At 52.0% G+C, this 17,975-nt stretch carries 17 protein-coding genes; 11 read left to right on the forward strand and 6 right to left on the reverse strand.

The genetic code is table 11. The features are described 5' to 3' along the window. Positions 1–45 precede the first annotated feature (45 nt). Both ACQ4MZ_RS18410 and ACQ4MZ_RS18415 read left to right on the forward strand, forming a co-directional pair. Positions 46–1,875 carry a thiamine pyrophosphate-dependent enzyme gene (locus ACQ4MZ_RS18410; protein ID WP_430847112.1) on the forward strand — a complete coding sequence of 610 codons (1,830 nt, stop codon included), beginning with the start codon at positions 46–48 and terminating at the stop codon, positions 1,873–1,875. A 3-nt stretch (positions 1,876–1,878) separates the two neighbouring features. Further along, positions 1,879–2,361 carry an MEKHLA domain-containing protein gene (locus ACQ4MZ_RS18415; protein ID WP_430847114.1) on the forward strand — a complete coding sequence of 161 codons (483 nt, stop codon included), beginning with the start codon at positions 1,879–1,881 and terminating at the stop codon, positions 2,359–2,361. Positions 2,362–2,366: 5 nt separating this feature from the next. On the opposite strand, the gene ACQ4MZ_RS18420 is transcribed toward ACQ4MZ_RS18415, so the two are convergent. The 5 genes from ACQ4MZ_RS18420 to ACQ4MZ_RS18440 form a co-directional block, all read right to left on the reverse strand. After that, positions 2,367–3,044 (reverse strand): phosphatase PAP2 family protein, encoded by a 678-nt coding sequence (locus tag ACQ4MZ_RS18420; protein WP_430847116.1) that lies wholly within the window; start codon positions 3,042–3,044, stop codon positions 2,367–2,369. Between the two features lie 13 nt (positions 3,045–3,057). Then, positions 3,058–5,496: a TonB-dependent receptor domain-containing protein gene (locus tag ACQ4MZ_RS18425; protein WP_430847118.1), complete on the reverse strand. Its 2,439-nt coding sequence runs from the start codon at positions 5,494–5,496 to the stop codon at positions 3,058–3,060. A 63-nt stretch (positions 5,497–5,559) separates the two neighbouring features. Continuing rightward, complete coding sequence (locus tag ACQ4MZ_RS18430; protein ID WP_430847120.1) at positions 5,560–6,831, reverse strand: sensor histidine kinase; 1,272 nt, start codon at positions 6,829–6,831, stop codon at positions 5,560–5,562. Further along, on the reverse strand, positions 6,828–7,502 hold the full coding sequence (locus tag ACQ4MZ_RS18435) for a response regulator transcription factor (protein WP_430847122.1): 675 nt from the start codon (positions 7,500–7,502) through the stop codon (positions 6,828–6,830). The genes ACQ4MZ_RS18430 and ACQ4MZ_RS18435 overlap by 4 nt, the downstream gene beginning before the upstream one ends. A gap of 175 nt (positions 7,503–7,677) precedes the next feature. Continuing rightward, positions 7,678–8,889 carry a PQQ-dependent sugar dehydrogenase gene (locus tag ACQ4MZ_RS18440; protein WP_430847124.1) on the reverse strand — a complete coding sequence of 404 codons (1,212 nt, stop codon included), beginning with the start codon at positions 8,887–8,889 and terminating at the stop codon, positions 7,678–7,680. Between the two features lie 178 nt (positions 8,890–9,067). Here ACQ4MZ_RS18440 and ACQ4MZ_RS18445 point away from each other — a divergent pair, with 178 nt between their 5' ends. Together ACQ4MZ_RS18445 and ACQ4MZ_RS18450 are read left to right on the forward strand one after the other, a co-directional pair. Then, positions 9,068–9,640, forward strand: coding sequence for a Crp/Fnr family transcriptional regulator (locus tag ACQ4MZ_RS18445; RefSeq protein ID WP_430847126.1), 573 nt, complete (start codon positions 9,068–9,070; stop codon positions 9,638–9,640). Positions 9,641–9,707: 67 nt separating this feature from the next. Beyond that, positions 9,708–10,157, forward strand: coding sequence for a carboxymuconolactone decarboxylase family protein (locus ACQ4MZ_RS18450; protein ID WP_430847128.1), 450 nt, complete (start codon positions 9,708–9,710; stop codon positions 10,155–10,157). Between the two features lie 48 nt (positions 10,158–10,205). Here ACQ4MZ_RS18450 and ACQ4MZ_RS18455 read toward each other — a convergent pair whose 3' ends face one another. Beyond that, positions 10,206–10,694: an energy transducer TonB gene (locus tag ACQ4MZ_RS18455; RefSeq protein ID WP_430847130.1), complete on the reverse strand. Its 489-nt coding sequence runs from the start codon at positions 10,692–10,694 to the stop codon at positions 10,206–10,208. An 86-nt stretch (positions 10,695–10,780) separates the two neighbouring features. Here ACQ4MZ_RS18455 and ACQ4MZ_RS18460 point away from each other — a divergent pair, with 86 nt between their 5' ends. From ACQ4MZ_RS18460 to ACQ4MZ_RS18490, 7 genes are all read left to right on the forward strand, one after another. Continuing rightward, complete coding sequence (locus ACQ4MZ_RS18460) at positions 10,781–11,149, forward strand: VOC family protein (protein ID WP_430847132.1); 369 nt, start codon at positions 10,781–10,783, stop codon at positions 11,147–11,149. 28 nt (positions 11,150–11,177) lie between these two features. Next, positions 11,178–11,582: a DUF1801 domain-containing protein gene (locus ACQ4MZ_RS18465; protein WP_430847134.1), complete on the forward strand. Its 405-nt coding sequence runs from the start codon at positions 11,178–11,180 to the stop codon at positions 11,580–11,582. 289 nt (positions 11,583–11,871) lie between these two features. Next, entirely contained in the window at positions 11,872–13,077 is a 1,206-nt protein-coding gene (locus tag ACQ4MZ_RS18470) for a hypothetical protein (RefSeq protein WP_430847136.1), read from the forward strand. Positions 13,078–13,161: 84 nt separating this feature from the next. Beyond that, positions 13,162–14,289 carry a hypothetical protein gene (locus tag ACQ4MZ_RS18475; RefSeq protein WP_430847138.1) on the forward strand — a complete coding sequence of 376 codons (1,128 nt, stop codon included), beginning with the start codon at positions 13,162–13,164 and terminating at the stop codon, positions 14,287–14,289. Positions 14,290–14,546: 257 nt separating this feature from the next. Beyond that, positions 14,547–15,272: a hypothetical protein gene (locus ACQ4MZ_RS18480; RefSeq protein WP_430847140.1), complete on the forward strand. Its 726-nt coding sequence runs from the start codon at positions 14,547–14,549 to the stop codon at positions 15,270–15,272. 77 nt (positions 15,273–15,349) lie between these two features. Next, a complete protein-coding gene (locus ACQ4MZ_RS18485; protein ID WP_430847142.1) occupies positions 15,350–16,549 on the forward strand; it encodes a tail fiber domain-containing protein in 1,200 nt (399 codons plus the stop codon). Positions 16,550–16,626: 77 nt separating this feature from the next. Continuing rightward, entirely contained in the window at positions 16,627–17,949 is a 1,323-nt protein-coding gene (locus tag ACQ4MZ_RS18490; protein ID WP_430847144.1) for a T9SS type A sorting domain-containing protein, read from the forward strand. Positions 17,950–17,975: the final 26 nt, after the last annotated feature.

A 17,975-nucleotide genomic window follows, 5' to 3' on the forward strand; every position in this document is an offset into this window, starting at 1 on the left:
AAATATGAGGCATTTGGCAAACTAATTCTAATTTAATGGTTACTTTTGAGACATCGCCGCAACATCAGACAGACAGTCATTTCAGATCATTTACTCAACAACTACAACATCATGGGCCTTGAAGCGCGCGAATCGGCGTCCTGTATCATTGAACCGGACGAACAGTATAATCCGGACAGCTATCAGATCATTATTACAACATTAAGCAACTGGGGCATTCGATTGTATGCCGGAGTGAACGGTGGAGGAGTGATCCATCTGCTCAAACACCTGGAACCGCTCGATCAGGCCGATACCGGAGCGCCCTCCTTCCTGACCATCGGCGAGTATACTGCGGGCTTTGTTCCATTGGGACATTATTTGGGTAGCGGCAGGATCGCGGCATCGGTTGCGACAACCGGGGCTGCTACGAAGCTTATATGCTGCGGATTGAGTGACGCCAAACTTCATGATATTCCCGCCGTATATATTATACCGGTATCGAACGGAAGTACCGCCGGATTTTCTCCATTGCAGGACACGACGGAATATGGCAGCAATATGGTTTTGCAACTCCGGGCCGAACTGCCTGAATCCGTCTTTGTACTGGACGACAGGACGACTTTACATCGACAGCTGTTGCTCGCGAAAGAACAGCTCGACCGCTCCAAGCCGGTCGTGCTGGTACTGGACAATGAAGGGCTCAATATTTCTCAAATGGATTCGGGACTCCTTCCCGCCATCCCCGATATCCGTGCCAGGGAGAATGATTCCACAGAGGCTTTTCTGACGGCATTCCGGAGGGAGACGGAGGGGAAACGTGTGGTTCTGTTGGTTGGCGAGGAAATGGCGCGTTACCAGTACGCTGCCGATCTCACGACCCGGCTCAGCGAGACGCTCGGGGCAGCTACCATATGGAGTATCAATGGTGCTAATGCCATCAGCCGCGATAACCTTTATGGCTATGGCTATATTTCTTTCGGAGGTAATGACAGGGCTATTTCGCTGTATAATTCGTTGGGCGAGCACGATGTTTTGCTGGTGATCGGGGCGTGTCCTGACGAATACACGGTCAATTTCAAGAAGATTTCTGCTTCCGCTACATTTCATTTCAGCAATATCCCGCAGGCTTACGGATTGGTTGGCAATAGTTTGCAACATGTCGTGGAAGGGCGTTATTATCAGGTGAATGGTCCGTTGGACTGGTGGCTGCAAACTTTGACCGATGCCGCGGCCGAGCTCCCGTTTGCCAACATTCCGATGGAGAAGGCACCCCGGGATTTAAACGATCTGCCCTTTGCGCGCGCGGGTGGTGAGTACGTCGATATGGCCGTCCTCTACCAACGCCTCGACTGCTGGTGGCCCGAAGGTTCCATTGGAATCGATGATACGTGCCTCGCTTATAAGGATCGCCAATATGTGACCCAGCGGCCCAACAATAATATCCGCTTTTTTTCGCTGTACCGTGGCTCAGCCATGGGCGGGGCCTTCGGGGTTGCTATTGGTGCTAAACTGGCAGATCCGGGCCGGCAGGTGTTTTTATTCACCGGGGACGGTTGTTTCCGGCTGTTTTCGGGCTCTATGGGCGAGGTGAGTCATCTCGGGTTGGTAGTGTTTCTGCTCAATAATGAGACGTTCGGCATCGTGGAGCAGGGGCTGAGAAAGGTTCTGCCAGATGTCGGAACGGCGCATTATCATTCGAGGCTTAATGCGGTCGATTATTGTGCGATTGCACGGGCCAACAACTGGGGCGCGATACGGCTCGCGCCCGACCTGGGCAACCTCGACGAAATACTCAGGCACTTAGAGGAGGGGCCGGTGAGGTCCTTGCTTATCGAAGTGCCGGTTGACCCCAACCAGCTATTAGGTAAAAATCCACGGCTGAAAAATTTGTAATACATGAACCGCACACAAAAAGATACACTGATCCGGCAGATAAGCGAAAATTTCCAACAGCTATCCGGCCAGCCCCTCTATGTTTCTCCCGAAGCTGGCGATGTCTGCCAATGGCTCCATGAGGAAGCTCCTTATGGCATTCTGGTACATAATACCGACGCCGACCCGCATTTTATATATGCCAACGGTCACGCGCTGGCCTCATTTAAATACACCGAGGAGGAAATACTTACTATACCGTCCAGATTGAGCGCTTCCGAGCAGGACAGACCCGAGCGGCAGCGAATGCTGACAATCGTCTTGCGCGATGGCATTGTTTACAACTATTCCGGCCCCAGGGTCGATAAATACGGTCGCAGTTTTATGATTTACGACGGAGTGGTGTGGCAACTGCGAAACCCGGACGGACAAGTCTGGGGACAGGCCGCCCTTTTCTGGACAGACGAAGTCAAACGTCCCGAATGGTTCCGGCCGGTGCGAAATTAGGCTAATCAATATACCGGTTGCGATTTGGCGCGGGGTTTGCCCCATTTGTACCGGTGCGTCCAGTAGGCGACTTTCATCGACAAATACCCGATTCCCGCGCCCACGAGGACGTCGCTGATGTAATGCCGGTTGTTAGCCACGCGCAGCAGGCCCACAGACGACGCCACGGTGTACGACGCATAGGGCATCCATGGATAACGGTCTTTGTATTCTTCATTCAGAAACGTGGCCGCTGCGAATGCCTGGGTGGTATGCCCAGACGGGAAGGAGTTGTAGGTGCTCCCGTCCGGGCGGAGGGTATGTGTGGCCGATTTCAGGATAGTCGCGGTAGTGAGCGCCATGGCTTCGCCTTTGACAAGGATCGCTGTGCGGTTGAGCACATCGGTTTTGGATTTGACACCGAATGCATCGAGGCCATAGGCGACTACCAAAGGTGAAAATTGCATGTAATCATCGATATGCGTGTGGAAACGCGGAATGTGACGATTCCTGCTTTCGGCGAGCTCGTTCTTAATGGACTCTTCCGAATGTCCGTTGGCGATGAGACCGCCGATGATTAGCGAGGCGGGTGCGTAAAACTGTTGCAAAGTCAGCGGCTTACGTACGGGCAGGCTGTCGACGGGCGGGAATGACTGTGCGAAAGAAGATGTTGAAAAGAGGAGGAAAATGATGAGGAGGCGCATAGGGTATGCAATTTTAAAATTTGAAACTGTAACCGGCCCGTACTAGCTGGGTCTCGTAATAATCGTGGCTGTTGTAATGGAAGCCGTCACCATACACGGTTTTGCGGATCACCAGCGTGCCGAAAAGGTCGGTAGCGTTGATGAAGATTTCACCTTTGGGTAACTGCCGCTTGGCGCCGGCATCTACCGAGAGACGGTAACCTGTGCGGCCCTGCGGTACGATGTCGGGAGCCTGGTAAATGGTCACTACCTGTACCTCGGTTTTCTTGCCTTTCAGCACGGCGCTCACTTTGGCGCTGCCGGAGGTGAGCGTTTGTTTGGCGGCGCTGTAAATGGATTTTACAGGGTACAGGTTTTCGACCGAGAATGCATTGACCGTATTTTTATAAATATTACTATTCACGTTTACCGAAAACCAGGGCGCAAGGTCTTGCTGGAATACCAGCTCCCCGCCCGCATTATAGCTCTTGCCGGCATTCTGGAAAATGTTGTAGATCAAAGTACTGCCCGGTACGATGGTGCCGATGCGTGTAATGGTTCCGTTGATCTGCTTGCGGTAAAGTGCGGCATATAGCGAGCCGCTGTTCCAGCTGGTTTTGTAGCCGGCCTCCCAGGAGCTGGTAAATTGCGGTTTGAGGGCAGGGTTGCCGATTTTAATGATCTCGGCATCGTCGTATTTCGGGAAAATACGGATATCCACCTCATTGGGCCTGTCCACGCGGCGGTTGTAGAACAGCGATACCTTATTGCGGTCGTCGATTTTATAAGCGAACCGCACGTTGGGGAACGGCTTTGCATAGGTGTAACCATCGGAGTGGTAGGTAGGGTGGGTCGGGTTGACGTCGTAACGGAGGTCGATATACTCGACCCGCAAGCCTGCTTCCACCTCGAAATTCCTGTTTTCAAAAACGTAATTGCCATAGACAGCGGGGATCGTCTCCTTGTAATGGGCCCAGCCGCCGGCGAGGCTGTCGATAGGGGAGTTTAGGCCCGGCGTGGCGACGCCCGGCGTGGCGACGCCCGGGAAAAACTGCATATTCGTTGGGATAAACCGCCTGCGCAGTTTCAAGCCGCCTTCCAGCCTTCCGTACCGCAGCGGACGGATGTAATCGGCATTGAAATCGAACACATTTTCATCCGAAAGCAGCTTGAAAGCGTCTTTACCTGTGAAATCGGGCATGATGTTGGTGAAAAAGTACTGCTCGTTTTCGCGGTGGAAAGTGTAGTTGAGGCTAATATTGAGCAGATGTCCGGGTTGTGCGTATTTGTGCTGGTAGGATGCGCTGGCGGTTACGGTGGTTTTCAATTCGTCTTCCAGAAATTGCCAAAGCCGGTTCCGTTGGGTCAGTTTTGCGTTAAAAAACGGTTCGTCGCCGCGGTCGAGAATCTTTTCGCTGCTGAACAATGCGGAGACCGACAATGCATTGCTTTCATCGAAGGCCCAGTCGGCCCCGGTTTTGGCAGTAACCACGTTGGTGCTGCGGTTCCGCTTGGTTTGCTGCCTGATGGTATCTCCGCTGTCGTAGTACCGGTTCACAAACTCGTTCTTGTTGAGGGTTGGGGTATGCAGGTAATCGCCCTGGAAAAACACATTTACCTTCCTTTTCTTGTAATTCAGGGCGAGCGAAGGGTTCAGTTTGAGGGTATTCCGGTATTGCGGGCGGATATCAGGCAAGTTTTCCTTCCGCACCCACAATGCGCCCAGCCCGGCGGTCATGCCTATTTTCCCGTTGAAACCTTCCTGTTTTTCCTTTTTATAAATAATATTGATGATCCCCGCATTACCATTCGCGTCGTAGCGGGCCGACGGGTTATTAATGATCTCGATCCGCTCGATCGCCGAGGCCGGGATGTTATCGAGGCTGGTCTGGCTGCCGAAGCCGGTGAGGGCAGTCTGGCGACCGTCCACCAGGATGGCTACCTTGTCGCTGCCGCGCAGAAGGACCTTCCCGTCTTCTCCGGCCGTCACGCCCGGCAGGTTTTTCAGCGCCTGCAATACCGATCCGCCGCTTTGGCTCACATTGCGGCCGATGTTGAAGGTCTTCCGGTCGAGCTTGTCGTCGACACCCTCGGCCTGCTGACCGGTGACGGTTACTTCCTGCAAGTTCTGAGAGTCTTCGGCCATCCGGAATTCACCGAGGTCGAGGTAGGGGCTCAGAGTACCCGCGGTAACGGGCTTATGCAATGCCTTGTACCCCAGCAATACACATTCAATTCGGTAATGGCCGTTCCTCACGTCGGGCAGACTGAACCGCCCGAGCTCGTTGGTGATGGTACCTGCTACAAATGCGCTGTCTTTTTCAGTTTTAAGAACAATATTGACAAATGGGAGAGCCTGTCCGCTTGTCACGGAAGTCACCTGGCCGGAGAGCGTTACTTTGCTTACCTGTGCTTTAAGTTCGAACAGGATTAGAAAGAGGCAGAGGCTGGTGAGGATTCTTTTGAAGGCCATTCAGACGTTGCTTTTGATGATCTGATGGCAAAAATGAGAACCGATTTGGAAGAAATTTCGAATTCAGAATCGGACGAAAAAGCAGTGCATACCCTGTGTGAAATCATAGCCGATCAGCCAGCCATAACGATCGCATATCTCGCGGGCGATCGCGAGCCCGAGCCCGCTGCCCGCATGCTCGCCCGACGCCTGTGCGAACCGCCTGAAAAGGTTCTCCATTTGCAACGCCCCCGCGCCGGTGTTCGAAATTGTAAGCACGTTGCCGCTCAAATGTACTTGCACTTCCCCGCCCGCGGGTGTGTAGCGCACCGCATTCACAAGCAGGTTGGTGAGCAGGATTTCGGTCAGTACCGGGTTCGCTTCAATGGTAAAGGGACTGATGTTTTCGGTGTAATGCAATGCATTGTTTTCGAAACGGTCGGTAAACTGTTCCGCAACGGCTACGAGCACTTCATCGAGCTGGATCTGTTCCCTTTCTTCAAACTGCGCATGTTCAATACGCGCCAGCAGAAGCAGGTTCTTGTTGATGCGGGAAACGCGGTTGATCGCCTGGTAAACTTGCTCGACGATACGCATTTGGCCGGCGTCCAGCGATTGGCTCTGCAAGAGCATGTCCAGGCGGGATTTGACAATGGCCAGTGGCGTCTGTAATTCGTGAGAGGCATTTTCAGTGAATTCCTTTTGCTGGCGGTACGATGCCAGGCTGCTTTGCATCAGGGTATCCAGGCTGGCATTCAGGTCGGCAAATTCCGTCACGTCCGATACGGGTAGCGGCACGGCCTTGCCGGTCTCCAGGCGAAAGGTGCGAAGGCCTGCCAGCGTATCGTAAAACGGCTGCCAGATGCGCAGGGCCGTTTTTCGGTTGAGATAAATAAATCCCGCCAGCAGCAGCATAATGAAAAAGACCGTGACTCCGCCAATGGCCATGATGGTCTCGTCGACCTCCTCCATATTGGTTTCGATCAGTACACGGTACAGTTTATGGTTGACGCGGATGTCGGTCGTCAGGCACCGGAATTGCTCGCGGTCGTTCATGAAGCTGTCGAACCGGATAATGGTATAAAGGCTGTCGGGCCGGGGAGCGGCCGTTTCGTTGAAAGAGAAGCCGGGCTGTACTTTATCGAGAACGGTGATCATATTATCCACCGCGGTATCGGGTAGATTAAGATGGGTGAGGCGTTTTTCTAGCTTTTCGCGGATGGCGTAATGATGCTTGTCCAGCTCGTTTTCCCAAATCAAATCGATGATCAGGAAATAGACTGGAATGCTGATTACCAGCACCGTAAATGCGTAGATCACCAGCGGGCGCAGGCTCTGATCGAGCAGCTTTTTCATCCTTCCCATTTGTAGCCGGTTCCGTAAATCGTTTTGAGATAATTGCCATACCCGGCCTCACTGAGCTTCTTTTTCAGGTTCTTCACATGCGCGTACACGAAGTCGTGGTTATCGAACATGTCGGCAATGTCACCCGACAAATGCTCGGCTAATGCGCTTTTGGCGATCACCCGGTTTTTGTTTCCGATAAAGAACAGCAAAAGATCGAGCTCTTTTTTCGTGAGTACCACCGCCTGACCATGTACGGTGATCGTTTTGCTCAGCAAATCGACTTTCAATTCATTCTGAACGACCTGGTTATGGTTGGCAAAGTTTCGCCGGCGGATCACCGAGTAAATACGGGCGGCGAGTTCAGGCAAGTGAAAGGGTTTAGCGAGGTAGTCGTCGGCACCTGCGTGCAGGCCCCTGATCTTGGTCTCATAATCGCCTTTGGCCGAAATCATGATCACGCCATCTTGCTGGCCCTGCTTTTTGAGCGTTTCCAGGATGTCCATTCCGTCGCCACCCGGCAGCATGAGGTCCAGCAGGATGCAGTCGTACCGGTACAGCTCCACTTTCTCGCGTGCCTGCGCCCACGTGCCCGCATACTCGCACAGGTAGTCCTGCGCCGTGAGGTAGGCGCCGATGCTCTCGGCCAGGCCGGGTTCGTCTTCGATGATCAGGATCTTCATGCGGGCAATTTAATGCAACAATTTGGAATTCTTTTTGAAGAAAAAAGACCTGCGCTCACTGGAACGGACCGGCGGATATCCTGGGATGAGCTATAAAAAATCCGTTATCTGCTCAGTGTCACATCGCAGGTAACGGATTCGTTCTGTCTGTTCTCCGGCCGATTGGCCGGCCGCATTATTTCTTACCTATTTTATACAATCTTCCCTGATCGGTAACGGCGTAAAGTGCTCCGTCATGACCTTCGGTAATGTCGCGGAAACGTTGGTTTTCGCCGGAAAGAAGTCGTTCTTCGCCTACTACTTTGTTGTCTTTGAGTACAATACGGCAAACGTGCATACCGCTGAGCGATGAAATGAACAAGTTGTTTTTCCATTCAGGGATCTGTTTGCCGTCATAGAAAGTGATACCGCTCGGGGAAATAACAGGATCATAGTAATATACCGGTTGTTCCATTCCCTCTTTTTGCTGAATCACATCGCCGATTTGCTTGCCGCTGTATTCGATACCGTAGGTGATCGTTGGCCAGCCGTAGTTTTTGCCGGGCAATATGCGGTTGATCTCATCACCACCTCTCGGGCCGAACTCGGTTTCCCACAAGTCTCCGGTAACCGGGTTGATCGCGAGTCCCTGAACGTTGCGATGACCGTAAGAATACAATTCAGGACGTGCGCCTTCCTTACCAATAAACGGGTTTCCTTTGGCAGGTTTTCCCTCGGTGGTAATGCGGATTACCTTGCCCAAACCGGAGTTGAGATCCTGCGCTTGCGGGCGGGTAACGAGGTCGGAACGTTCGCCGGTGGATACGAACAGGTTGCCATCTTTCGCAAATTTCACACGGCCGCCATAATGGAGCGTACCTTTATAGGCAGGTGTTGCCTGATAAATGACTTTTACATTTTCCAGCTTTGTGCCGTCCGCAGAAAGCTTGCCTTTGGCTACGGCCGTGAGATTGCCGTCTTCGAGAGGTTGCGAAAAAGCCCAGTATACCATTCTGTTTTGGGCAAAAGCAGGGTCGAGGGTAATCCCGAGCAAGCCGCCCTGGCCGTCGCTATTCACTTTGGGGACGCCGTCGATGGGCTTTCCGACTTCACCGGTTGCAGACACAATGCGCATGGTGCCGCCTTTTTCCGTCACCAGGAACCTGCCATCGGGCAATACTGCGATCCCCCACGGTCTTTCCAGGGAAGAAGTCAGTACTTTTCCTTCATACGGGGTTTTGGTCACGACTGATCCGATGCGGGTTTGGCCTGCAAATGCAGACTTGTATTCCGAATTGGGTTTCTTGGTTTCGACGGGAGCACCAGTAGCAGCTTGCTGGGCGATCGAAAGGGATGGCGCAAGGACCAGGGATGCGCCGGCGACGAACGCGTGGATTACAAATTTCATTTTTAAGGAAGTTTAGTCTTAAAGCCCGGGATTTGTCAGGGCGGACAGTTGCGAATTTACTATTTTCATTCCAGAACGAACGCCAAAGCCCGGAGAAAACGTTTCCGGCTTTGTTAAAAGTGAGTGAATGGGCCGTGTAATGACGTAATTTTATCCCCATACTAACGGACGAGTATTGATGCAGCAACTGATTACCCATATTACCGGATACACTTCCATAAAGCCTGAGAAACTGGCCCCGATAGTTGATTTTTTCGAAGTACGGGCTTTTAAAAAGAGGGAACTGTTGCTGCAAGAAGGGCAGCGGTGCCATGAGAAGTTCTTTATCGCGAAAGGTTGCGTGCATTTGTTTTACCTGCGCCGGAACGGCGTGGAGCAAACCATCGATTTCGCGTTGGAAAATTGGTGGACGAGCGATTTCATGGCCTTTCAGCAGGGCGGTATGGCGCAATTTTCCATTCGCGCCGTCGAAGCAACCGAAGCATTCGTCATCTCTGCCGCCAGACAGCACGAAATGTTATCGGCGCTTCCTGAATTGAATGAGTACTTCCACCTGATGTTCCAGCGGGCCTACGCCGCTTCCCAAATGCGGATACGGAAGACGTACGAACTGTCGAAGGAGGAACTCTACCAGGATTTCAGGAGGAGTTATCCCGCTTTTATGCAGCGGGTGCCGCAGTACCTGCTGGCCTCGTTTCTGGGCTTTACACCGGAATATCTGAGTGAAATCCGCAAGAAATTCGTTTCTTAAACTGGTTTAAGAAGATCCTCTGCGCGACTGGCGAATTTTGTCATATCAAAACAAAATTATGTCAATCATGTCAAAAGTTGTTAAACATCGGCTGGACGTCTGGAAAGAGGAGCCATCCTATTGGACCCATATGGCGGCCATTGAAAAAAGAATCTATGCTTCATCCATTCCCCGCACGCTGATCGAGCTGATCAAGATCCGCGCTTCGCAGATCAACAAATGTGCTTACTGTATCGATTACCACACCGCAGAAGCCGTGCAAATCGGCGAATCGGCGCGACGGATATTCGCGCTTTCAGCATGGAAGGAAAGCCCGCTGTTCACGGAAAGTGAACGAGCGGCCCTTCAACTGACAGAGGAAATCACGCACATTTCCATTGACGGCGTGGCCGATGCGACCTATGAAACTGTGAAAACGCATTTCACAACCAGCGAAATTGGTGATATGATGGTCTGTATCAGCCACATCAATTTCCTGAACCGGATCGGGATTTCTACGAAGACGGTGGCACTTTAAAAGCCGGAATTTCGGCGGATAATCGGCCGGAAGCACGCCTCCGGCCGATTATTTTGCCGTAAACGAGATTGGTAGTGCGTATCTTACCTTCGCAATTTGGCTTAACTTTCTGCCCGGTTTCCATCGGGGCATTAACTGCACCAGGCGAACTGCTTCTTCGTCGCAGCCAAATCCCAGGCCTTTTATCACAGAAACGTTTGTAATCTCGCCCGTTATTTCAATTGTAAACATCGTAAAAACACGGCCGGAAATTCCTGCGCTTTGCGCTTCAGAGGGCAAGCGAAGATTGGCTTCAATAAATTTGTACATTGCTTTGGTTCCACCTGGGAATTCAGGTGGTTGTTCAACTCCGCCGAATACTTTTTCTGTTTCCGGTCGGGAGATCTTGGACGGAATGTCATATAATACAATCGGTTGATCGGCGTAGAGAACACCGGTGTCAACTGGCAACGAAGACTTGCGTACCTGCGCCTGAGTGCTCGTAAGAGTGCAGGTGGTTAGCAGGAGGAATGATAGGAAAAAATAAGGGTGATTCATGATTATATATAATTTAATTGAATATAATATTAAGGTTATTATACTCCATATTCAAGTGCTGCTGAACTAAAAAATCCATGACCGCTATGATTGTCCCATTATTCAAAGTCTCAAACATGGCCGAAGCCATCAAGCATTATACCGAGGTCCTGGACTTCGTGATGACGGATCCGAACGATCATGTTGATTCACCGGTGGTGGATCTGGGTCGCGACGGCTGGAATATGCAGATCACCACATCGGAGAGCGAGCGGCTGTTTGGGTCGGTCGTCTATTTCTGGGTGGAGGATGTGGATGCATTGTTCGCGAAATACCTGGCGCGCGGGCTGGACATTTCGCGTCGTGCCGGGTCGCCGGTGCATCAGGGGCCGGTGAATCAAACCTGGGGCAGGAGGGAGTTTTACGTTACGGACGCGGATGGGAATACGATCCGGTTTTGCAAGCTTATAGAATAGGTTCTTATCATATATCAATACCTGACCAATGCCCCTTAACAAAGACGTTACCCAATTTCTGGACGAACTTCACCATCCGCTCCGGCAGGAGATCGAGGCACTGCGACTAATTATTCTGGACGCCAGTGCATTGTTGGAAGAAAACATCAAATGGAACGGCCCTAACTATTCGGTAGGGACAGAAGACAGAATTACCATGAGAATTCAGCCTCCGAAGCAAATCCAGCTGGTTTTTCACCGTGGGGCGAAGGTGAAGGACCAGCCGAAAGAAAGGATCGTGCAGGATATTTCCGGTTTGCTGGCATGGCGGGAACACGACCGGGCGATCGCAACTTTCAAGAATATGGAGGCTGTGGAGGCGGCGACGCAGATATTGCCCGGCATTGTGCGGGAGTGGATCGCGGCGACAGTCGAAGCAAGGCTCGGGAAGTAATTTTTGATGTAGAAGTAATTGTGTATTAAAGTCTGGCTTCTGTCAGGCTATTCTGGGTGTTTTATGCCCCTTTTCATTCCTTTTCATTCCAACCAGGTGTAAACACGTGTTTTTGAAAACACGTGTTTGTAGTCGTTTTTGAAGAATTATTTCTACGAACCTTTGTCAGGCAAAAGCTTTTGTACGGTGGAGCTCAGCAACCACTTGAAAAAACGGGCTTACCTGTAAGGGGATTGATTACAGGGACGGATCCTGCCGTCTTACAACAGGGGATTATTCATACGTCACAATGAGCAATTTTCTTGATTTACAAAACGGCTGGTATAATGGTTTGATCCAGGGATTGGGCCAGAGCCAGGACTCTTTTCAGATCATTCAGCCAGCACCTCCGATCGCCAGCGGCACGGCCGCAAATCCGACTTTCTGGGCGTACTACAACAATATCCCTCCCAAAACATTGACTGCCCAGTTTGTTGCCAGCGGTGGTAATCAGTTTTATAATAATTACAGAGGCTTGCTTTCTGCGCTGGTACCTTCGCGGCAGATCGACGTGAGAGCAGACATCGGAGCAGAAAACTTTGCCGCGTGGCATGCGTATGTGCAAACACAACCTGCGCCAAGCATGAATCAAATCCCGACCATGTTCAGAAACTGGGCGATGTTCAACGCGCCGGAAGTGGCCAATATCGGTTCTTCGGATTATGCGGCCATTCTGCTCGACCCGATTGCTACGGCCCAGAATGAGCTCACGTTGGTGTATACCAATGAAAAAGGCCTGCCGGTTAACTTCGACTGGCAGCTGAACTACGCCGATATGGTCAACCAACTGGCCAGCGCGCCTTCCCGCTCTTTCAATTTCAATAGCGGTACGATGAACAAAGATGTAAGCACGTCCTGGGCAGGCGGCTCGAAGTCCGGTTTCTTCGGCCTATGGGGCGGTAGCAGCTCTACTTCGACGCTTAGTGAGCAATTTGCTTCCAGCACTATCACGGTAGACGCCAGTTTTGAACACATTCTGGTGTTTTCCAACACGCCGGGCGCATGGTACTATTCTTCGGCAATGGGCTTGGCATATGCCAACCAAACCGGTAATCCATGGAGCGACAAGTCGTCGATCAACTGGAACAACACATTCGGGCCGAACGGTAACATGCAATACTTCTCCGCGAACGTGATTGTAGCGTCGGGTATGTCCGTTACCGTTACGTCCAATGCCAAGTATTCTTCTGTCGATCAGCAGACGATTACTTCCAGCGGCTCGTCGGGTTTCTGGCCATTCTATTCCGGCGACAGCGGCAGTACTTCTACCAACCGCGTTGAATTCAACCAGGCGGGCAATATGACCATCACCACCAGCAGCATTCCGGGTGTACCTGTGGTGCTGGGTGTGAACGTATTGCCGGCTGGCGAGTTTGTAGGCCACTCTTCGAGCCTGGGCATTTCGCTCTTCGAATCGGCCAAAGCATTTGCCGCCGAGAGCCTCGCTGCTGTATAATGTTTTCTATGGAAGGCTGGGTGAAACCAGCCTTCTCCCTTTTGACTTTACCGTGTGCCCGGAAACCATCATTCAGGAAGCAATATGATAACTACCTACGATACGCCCGCCGAAGCGATGACAACCATTACCGACGGATGGTATAACCGGTTGGCCGCCAGTCTCAACTTATCCGTCCAACATTTCCAGTTGCTGCAACCACCGGGTGTGCCTGTGAGCGACCAGACTTTCTGGGCCTGTTTCAACGTAGTACCGCCCGCAACGCTCAAATACAATCGCTGGTACTATCAGCAGCCGACGTTTTTTAGCCAGTATGCCGCCGTAGTGAACGCGCTGTCGTTCCCGGAAGGCGCCTTTGTGAAAGACATCGGGGCTGAAACTTATGCGCAATGGCAGGCTTATCTGAAAACGCTTTCGCCTCCGCCGCCCGCCAATACCTTGCCGACTGTGTGGTTTCAATGGGCAGTGGTGAATGCCCCCTCGGTAGCCAATATCGGGCGTTCCGATCTGGCCACCCAGCTGCTGATCAGCGGCGCGCAGGCTGTATTGGAGCCCTATGAAGGCCCCGACGCGAAGCCCGCCGACTTTTCGCCTTCTTTTTCAGACCTTCAAAATACATTACGCGCTTCATCGGGGACGAATTTCTTCTTCGACTCAGCCGATGAAGACCCGGATGTTTCCAATTCCTGGGTGCCGGGCGACGATCCGAACTATTTCGGTATATGGACGGGCAGTTCAGCCGCGTTTCACATCAGTCGGAAGTTTGCATCGAGCAGGATCACTGTTTCCATACAATTCGACCATTTCACGACGATGGCCGTCACGCCGGGACAATGGTATAATTCCGCGTTACTGCACCAGGCATGGGCGTCGCAATCGACCCCGCCGTGGATCGATAGTTCCGACTGGCAAACCTATTTCGGAGCTGGGGGAAGCCTTACCTACGCGGTAGGGTCCATACTGGCCGCCGACGGAATTGCACTTACACTCACGTCGGATGCCGAGTTCACTCAGACGGAACAAACCCTCATCAAAAGCCTGGTAGCAATGGGAGACTGGCCGGTTTACTGCCCAATAACTTCAACGGCTGTATCGAATACCATCACGACCGGCCCCGGATCCACGACAATCCAGTTCAAATCCGAACCGGGTAATCCCGTGGTATTGGGCTTTAATGTTTTTGATGTCCGGAGTTATGTCGGGGCGGGTTGATAAATAGTACATTTTAAAGATTTAAAAAGTCTGCATCCCGCCGGAATGCAGACTTTTTGCATTGCGCTCCACTCGTATTTTTGTGGACAGGCACAAGTGGACTATACGAATTATTCTTAATGAATTGTAGTATAAATTCTAATTTGTAGGGCTTAGTCTACGATAACTATTTCTCATGTCGACACATTGAAATAATCCGGGGGTAGTAGGTTTGTTCTGTTTCAAACTCAACCAAAGTTTCACAAACAAATCACTACATGAAAGCAATTCGACTCTTTTCAGCCCTGGCGATCACCATGACCCTGGCAACAAGTGCTGCCACTTTTGGGCAGGTAAAGATCGGTTCCAATCCGACGACGATCGATCCGAACAACAACCTCGAAGTTGAGAGTGCGGATCCTGCCAAGAAAATCAGTATTCACAAAACTACTGGTAAACTGACCATCGCCGACGGTTCGCAAGGCGATAAAAAGGTGTTGACCTCGGATGCGAACGGTGTAGCAACCTGGCAAAGCCAGTCGGAACTTGCGATTCCGGTAACAGCATTCAGCGGTGCTATCACGGGCCTGGCCACGATTCCGACCTTCACTACCCACGACCAGATAGACCAGCGGCTTCCGCTTGTTCCTACACTGGGAGCTGCTGACTGGGATGCTGGTAGCAAGCGGTTTATCGTTCCTGTGGCCGGGACCTACTCGGTGCAGGTCGGTTTGTCGTGTATCAGCACAACGGGAGCGGGCGTGACACTTTGGACGAGGATTTGGGTTGTTTCAGAAAACGGCGGCCCGATCTTCAAAGGTACCAGCCCAATGGGCCTCACCGCCGGAGACTGGCAATCTGTGGTTTACACCGGAAAATTAAATGCCGGCGACGGTATTTCGCTGGAAGGATACACCATGCAGACCGACGGCAATCCGCCGGTGAACCCGATCTGGACCGGTACCTGCGGGCGTGCATACATGACCGTTACGAAGATTGATTAAGAGCTTACATAACAGCTACCTTACCCTGGTTTATGCGCAGTCGTTCCTGTGATTGCCATTTCAAAAACAAACAGATTATGAAAACAAAACAATTACTATCTGCCATTTCTTTTGCTGCCGTTACAGCTTTGACGACGACGGCAATGGCCCAGGTAAAAATCGGATCGAATCCGACCACCATTACGCCAGGAGCTAACCTGGACGTGGAAGGTCAAAACAGCACGCACACAGTTGTGCTACAATCGGGCCATGTGGGCATTAACCATTCGAACCCGCCGACTACATTACATGTGCAGGCGGTTTCGAACCTGGACCTTCCATCGGCAGCCAACGTAGTGGCGCGGTTCGATCCGCTGGGTGGTTCAAATATCGATTCTGCGGCCTCCATTGCAATTAATGCAGGACGCGCTGTCGTAGGGTTTGACATCGATCCGGAACAGAGCAAGTATGCCTTTTTGCGGTCGAATTCGGCGACCGATCTTCGATTGCAGGTAATAGATGACGGCCTGGTTCTTCAGGAGAACGCATTTTTTATGCAAAGTTCGGGTACTAGAACGGGCTACATCGGGCTCAATACAGAAGCGCCGCAATCGCGCCTGGATATCAGAGGAGATATGAAAGTGATTGCAAATCCCGGTACTCAAACCGGTAACATTTGGAACGGTACTTCCAATGTCAACGGCTTTGAAGTGCGCAGTACGCCGGGAGGTGACGTTTGGGTGGGAATCCAGCGTGCGGGGACCGTCGCACCGCTACATGTTTCGAAGCCGGCAGGTACCACAACTGGTGAGATGATCAATTTCGGTGTTGGAGGTGTTGGAATGGGTAGTATCACGCACTCTGCGGCAGGTATCCAATACAATACTACTTCCGACGCTCGTCTGAAAGAAAACATCCGTACCTCGAAATTCGGCTTGGAAACGCTGAAATCTATCAAGGTATATGACTATAATTTCAAAGCAGACGCTCAAAAGACGCTTTCTACGGGTGTACTCGCTCAGGAGCTGTATAAGCTATATCCGCAAGCCGTCCGCGTAGGCGGGGCCGACGCGAAAATGAACCCTTGGGTGGTGGATTACAGCAAGCTGATTCCTATGCTGGTTAAATCGGTACAAGAGCTCAGCGACGAAGTAGAATTGCTGAGAAAAGAAAAAGCCCAGCTAAGCGCGGAGTTGAAACTGAAAGAAGCAGCTTACTCAGAACTCGACAGCCGGGTAACCCAGGTGGAAAAAATGCTTAACGCAGGCGGCGAAAGCGCGAAATCCGTGAGCCGATAGGGACATCATTCATTTTCGGGCATAGCGCAACGCTGCAAGCATTGCCATAATGCCTGTCATTTAACCAACGCGAAACAATGAAAGAACTTTATACCAGCTCATCCGGAAGCGGATGGCGCAGCATGGCGGTTTCGGCTGCACTGCTCTTAGTCGGGCACCTGTCGCATGCGCAGGAGGGCAGCCAGGGAAATACGACAATTTTCGGCGGAGCCGAGATGACATTTTTCAGTAACCACAACTTCGTGACCGGCGGTGGTGGAGCCCAGCCGGGCGTCATCCTGACCGAGCGGGCAGCGGGGAACTTCGGCGTGCTCAACTTCGCCGGGGATAATCTGGCCTCCACCGGCGCTTCGGACGCAGGCTATGTGGATGGGTACGTACGCAAGTATGGAGCAGGCGCATTTATCTTTCCGGTCGGTGACAATGGCTTTTTAGGGCAGTTCGGCGCTGCGGCCGACGGGGTTATGGGCGCTTATTTCCACGCCGATGCCAATACGGCCGTTACGAGCAACCTTTTTACAGGTTCCAACTATGCGCCGCTGCCGACTGGCGGGCCTTTCCCAACCAGCAGCATGGGAACAAATGTGGACGTGGTGAGCACCATCGAGTACTGGGATATCGACGGAGCGAATGCTACACCGCTGACTTTGACCTGGGATGCCGGCAGTGCGATCGGCACGTTGACGGGCAGCGAGCTCAACAAATTGACGATCGTGGGATGGGACGGAACGCAATGGGTGGCTATTCCTTCCAAAGTGGATGTTACTTCTATACTGGGCGGTACCAGCGACCTGACGACCGGTTCCATCACCACCATTTCACCGCTCGCACCGAACACTTATACGGCGTACACGTTCGCGGCACTTACGCTGCCGTTGCCGGTGACACTCACGCGCTTTACGGCTGTTACCGAAGGTAAAACGGCGCTGCTCGCCTGGGCAACAACCGAGGAAACCAACAGCGACCGGTTCGAAATCGAGCGCAGCGCGGATGGCAAAAAGTGGGCCATGATCGGCTCGGTAGCGTCCACAGGGGAAAGTAAGGTCCTTGTGAACTACACATTTACGGATAATACCCCGTTATCGGGAGAGAACCTCTATCGTCTGAAAATGGTAGACAAGGACGATACATATGCGTATAGCGCAATCCGTAACGTGGAGATGAAGGGTGAAGCAATCCGGCCTTATCCTAACCCGGTGTCGGACAAATTACTGATCGACCGTTTTGCGGAAGTGAAGGAAGTGTCGGTGAAAAATACTGCCGGGCAGAATTTCATCCGGGTTCAAAAAGTGTCCAGCGACGGCATCGATGTCAGCAGACTGGCGCCTGGCGTTTACCTCGTAACCCTGACCCTGTTTGACGGCACTATCAGCACACACAAAGTAGCCGTTTCCAGGTAGCGCAAAGTTGGCCTGGGATATAGCTT

It is taken from the genome of Dyadobacter sp. BHUBP1 (assembly GCF_050587785.1).
Taxonomy (GTDB): Bacteria; Bacteroidota; Bacteroidia; order Cytophagales; family Spirosomataceae; genus Dyadobacter.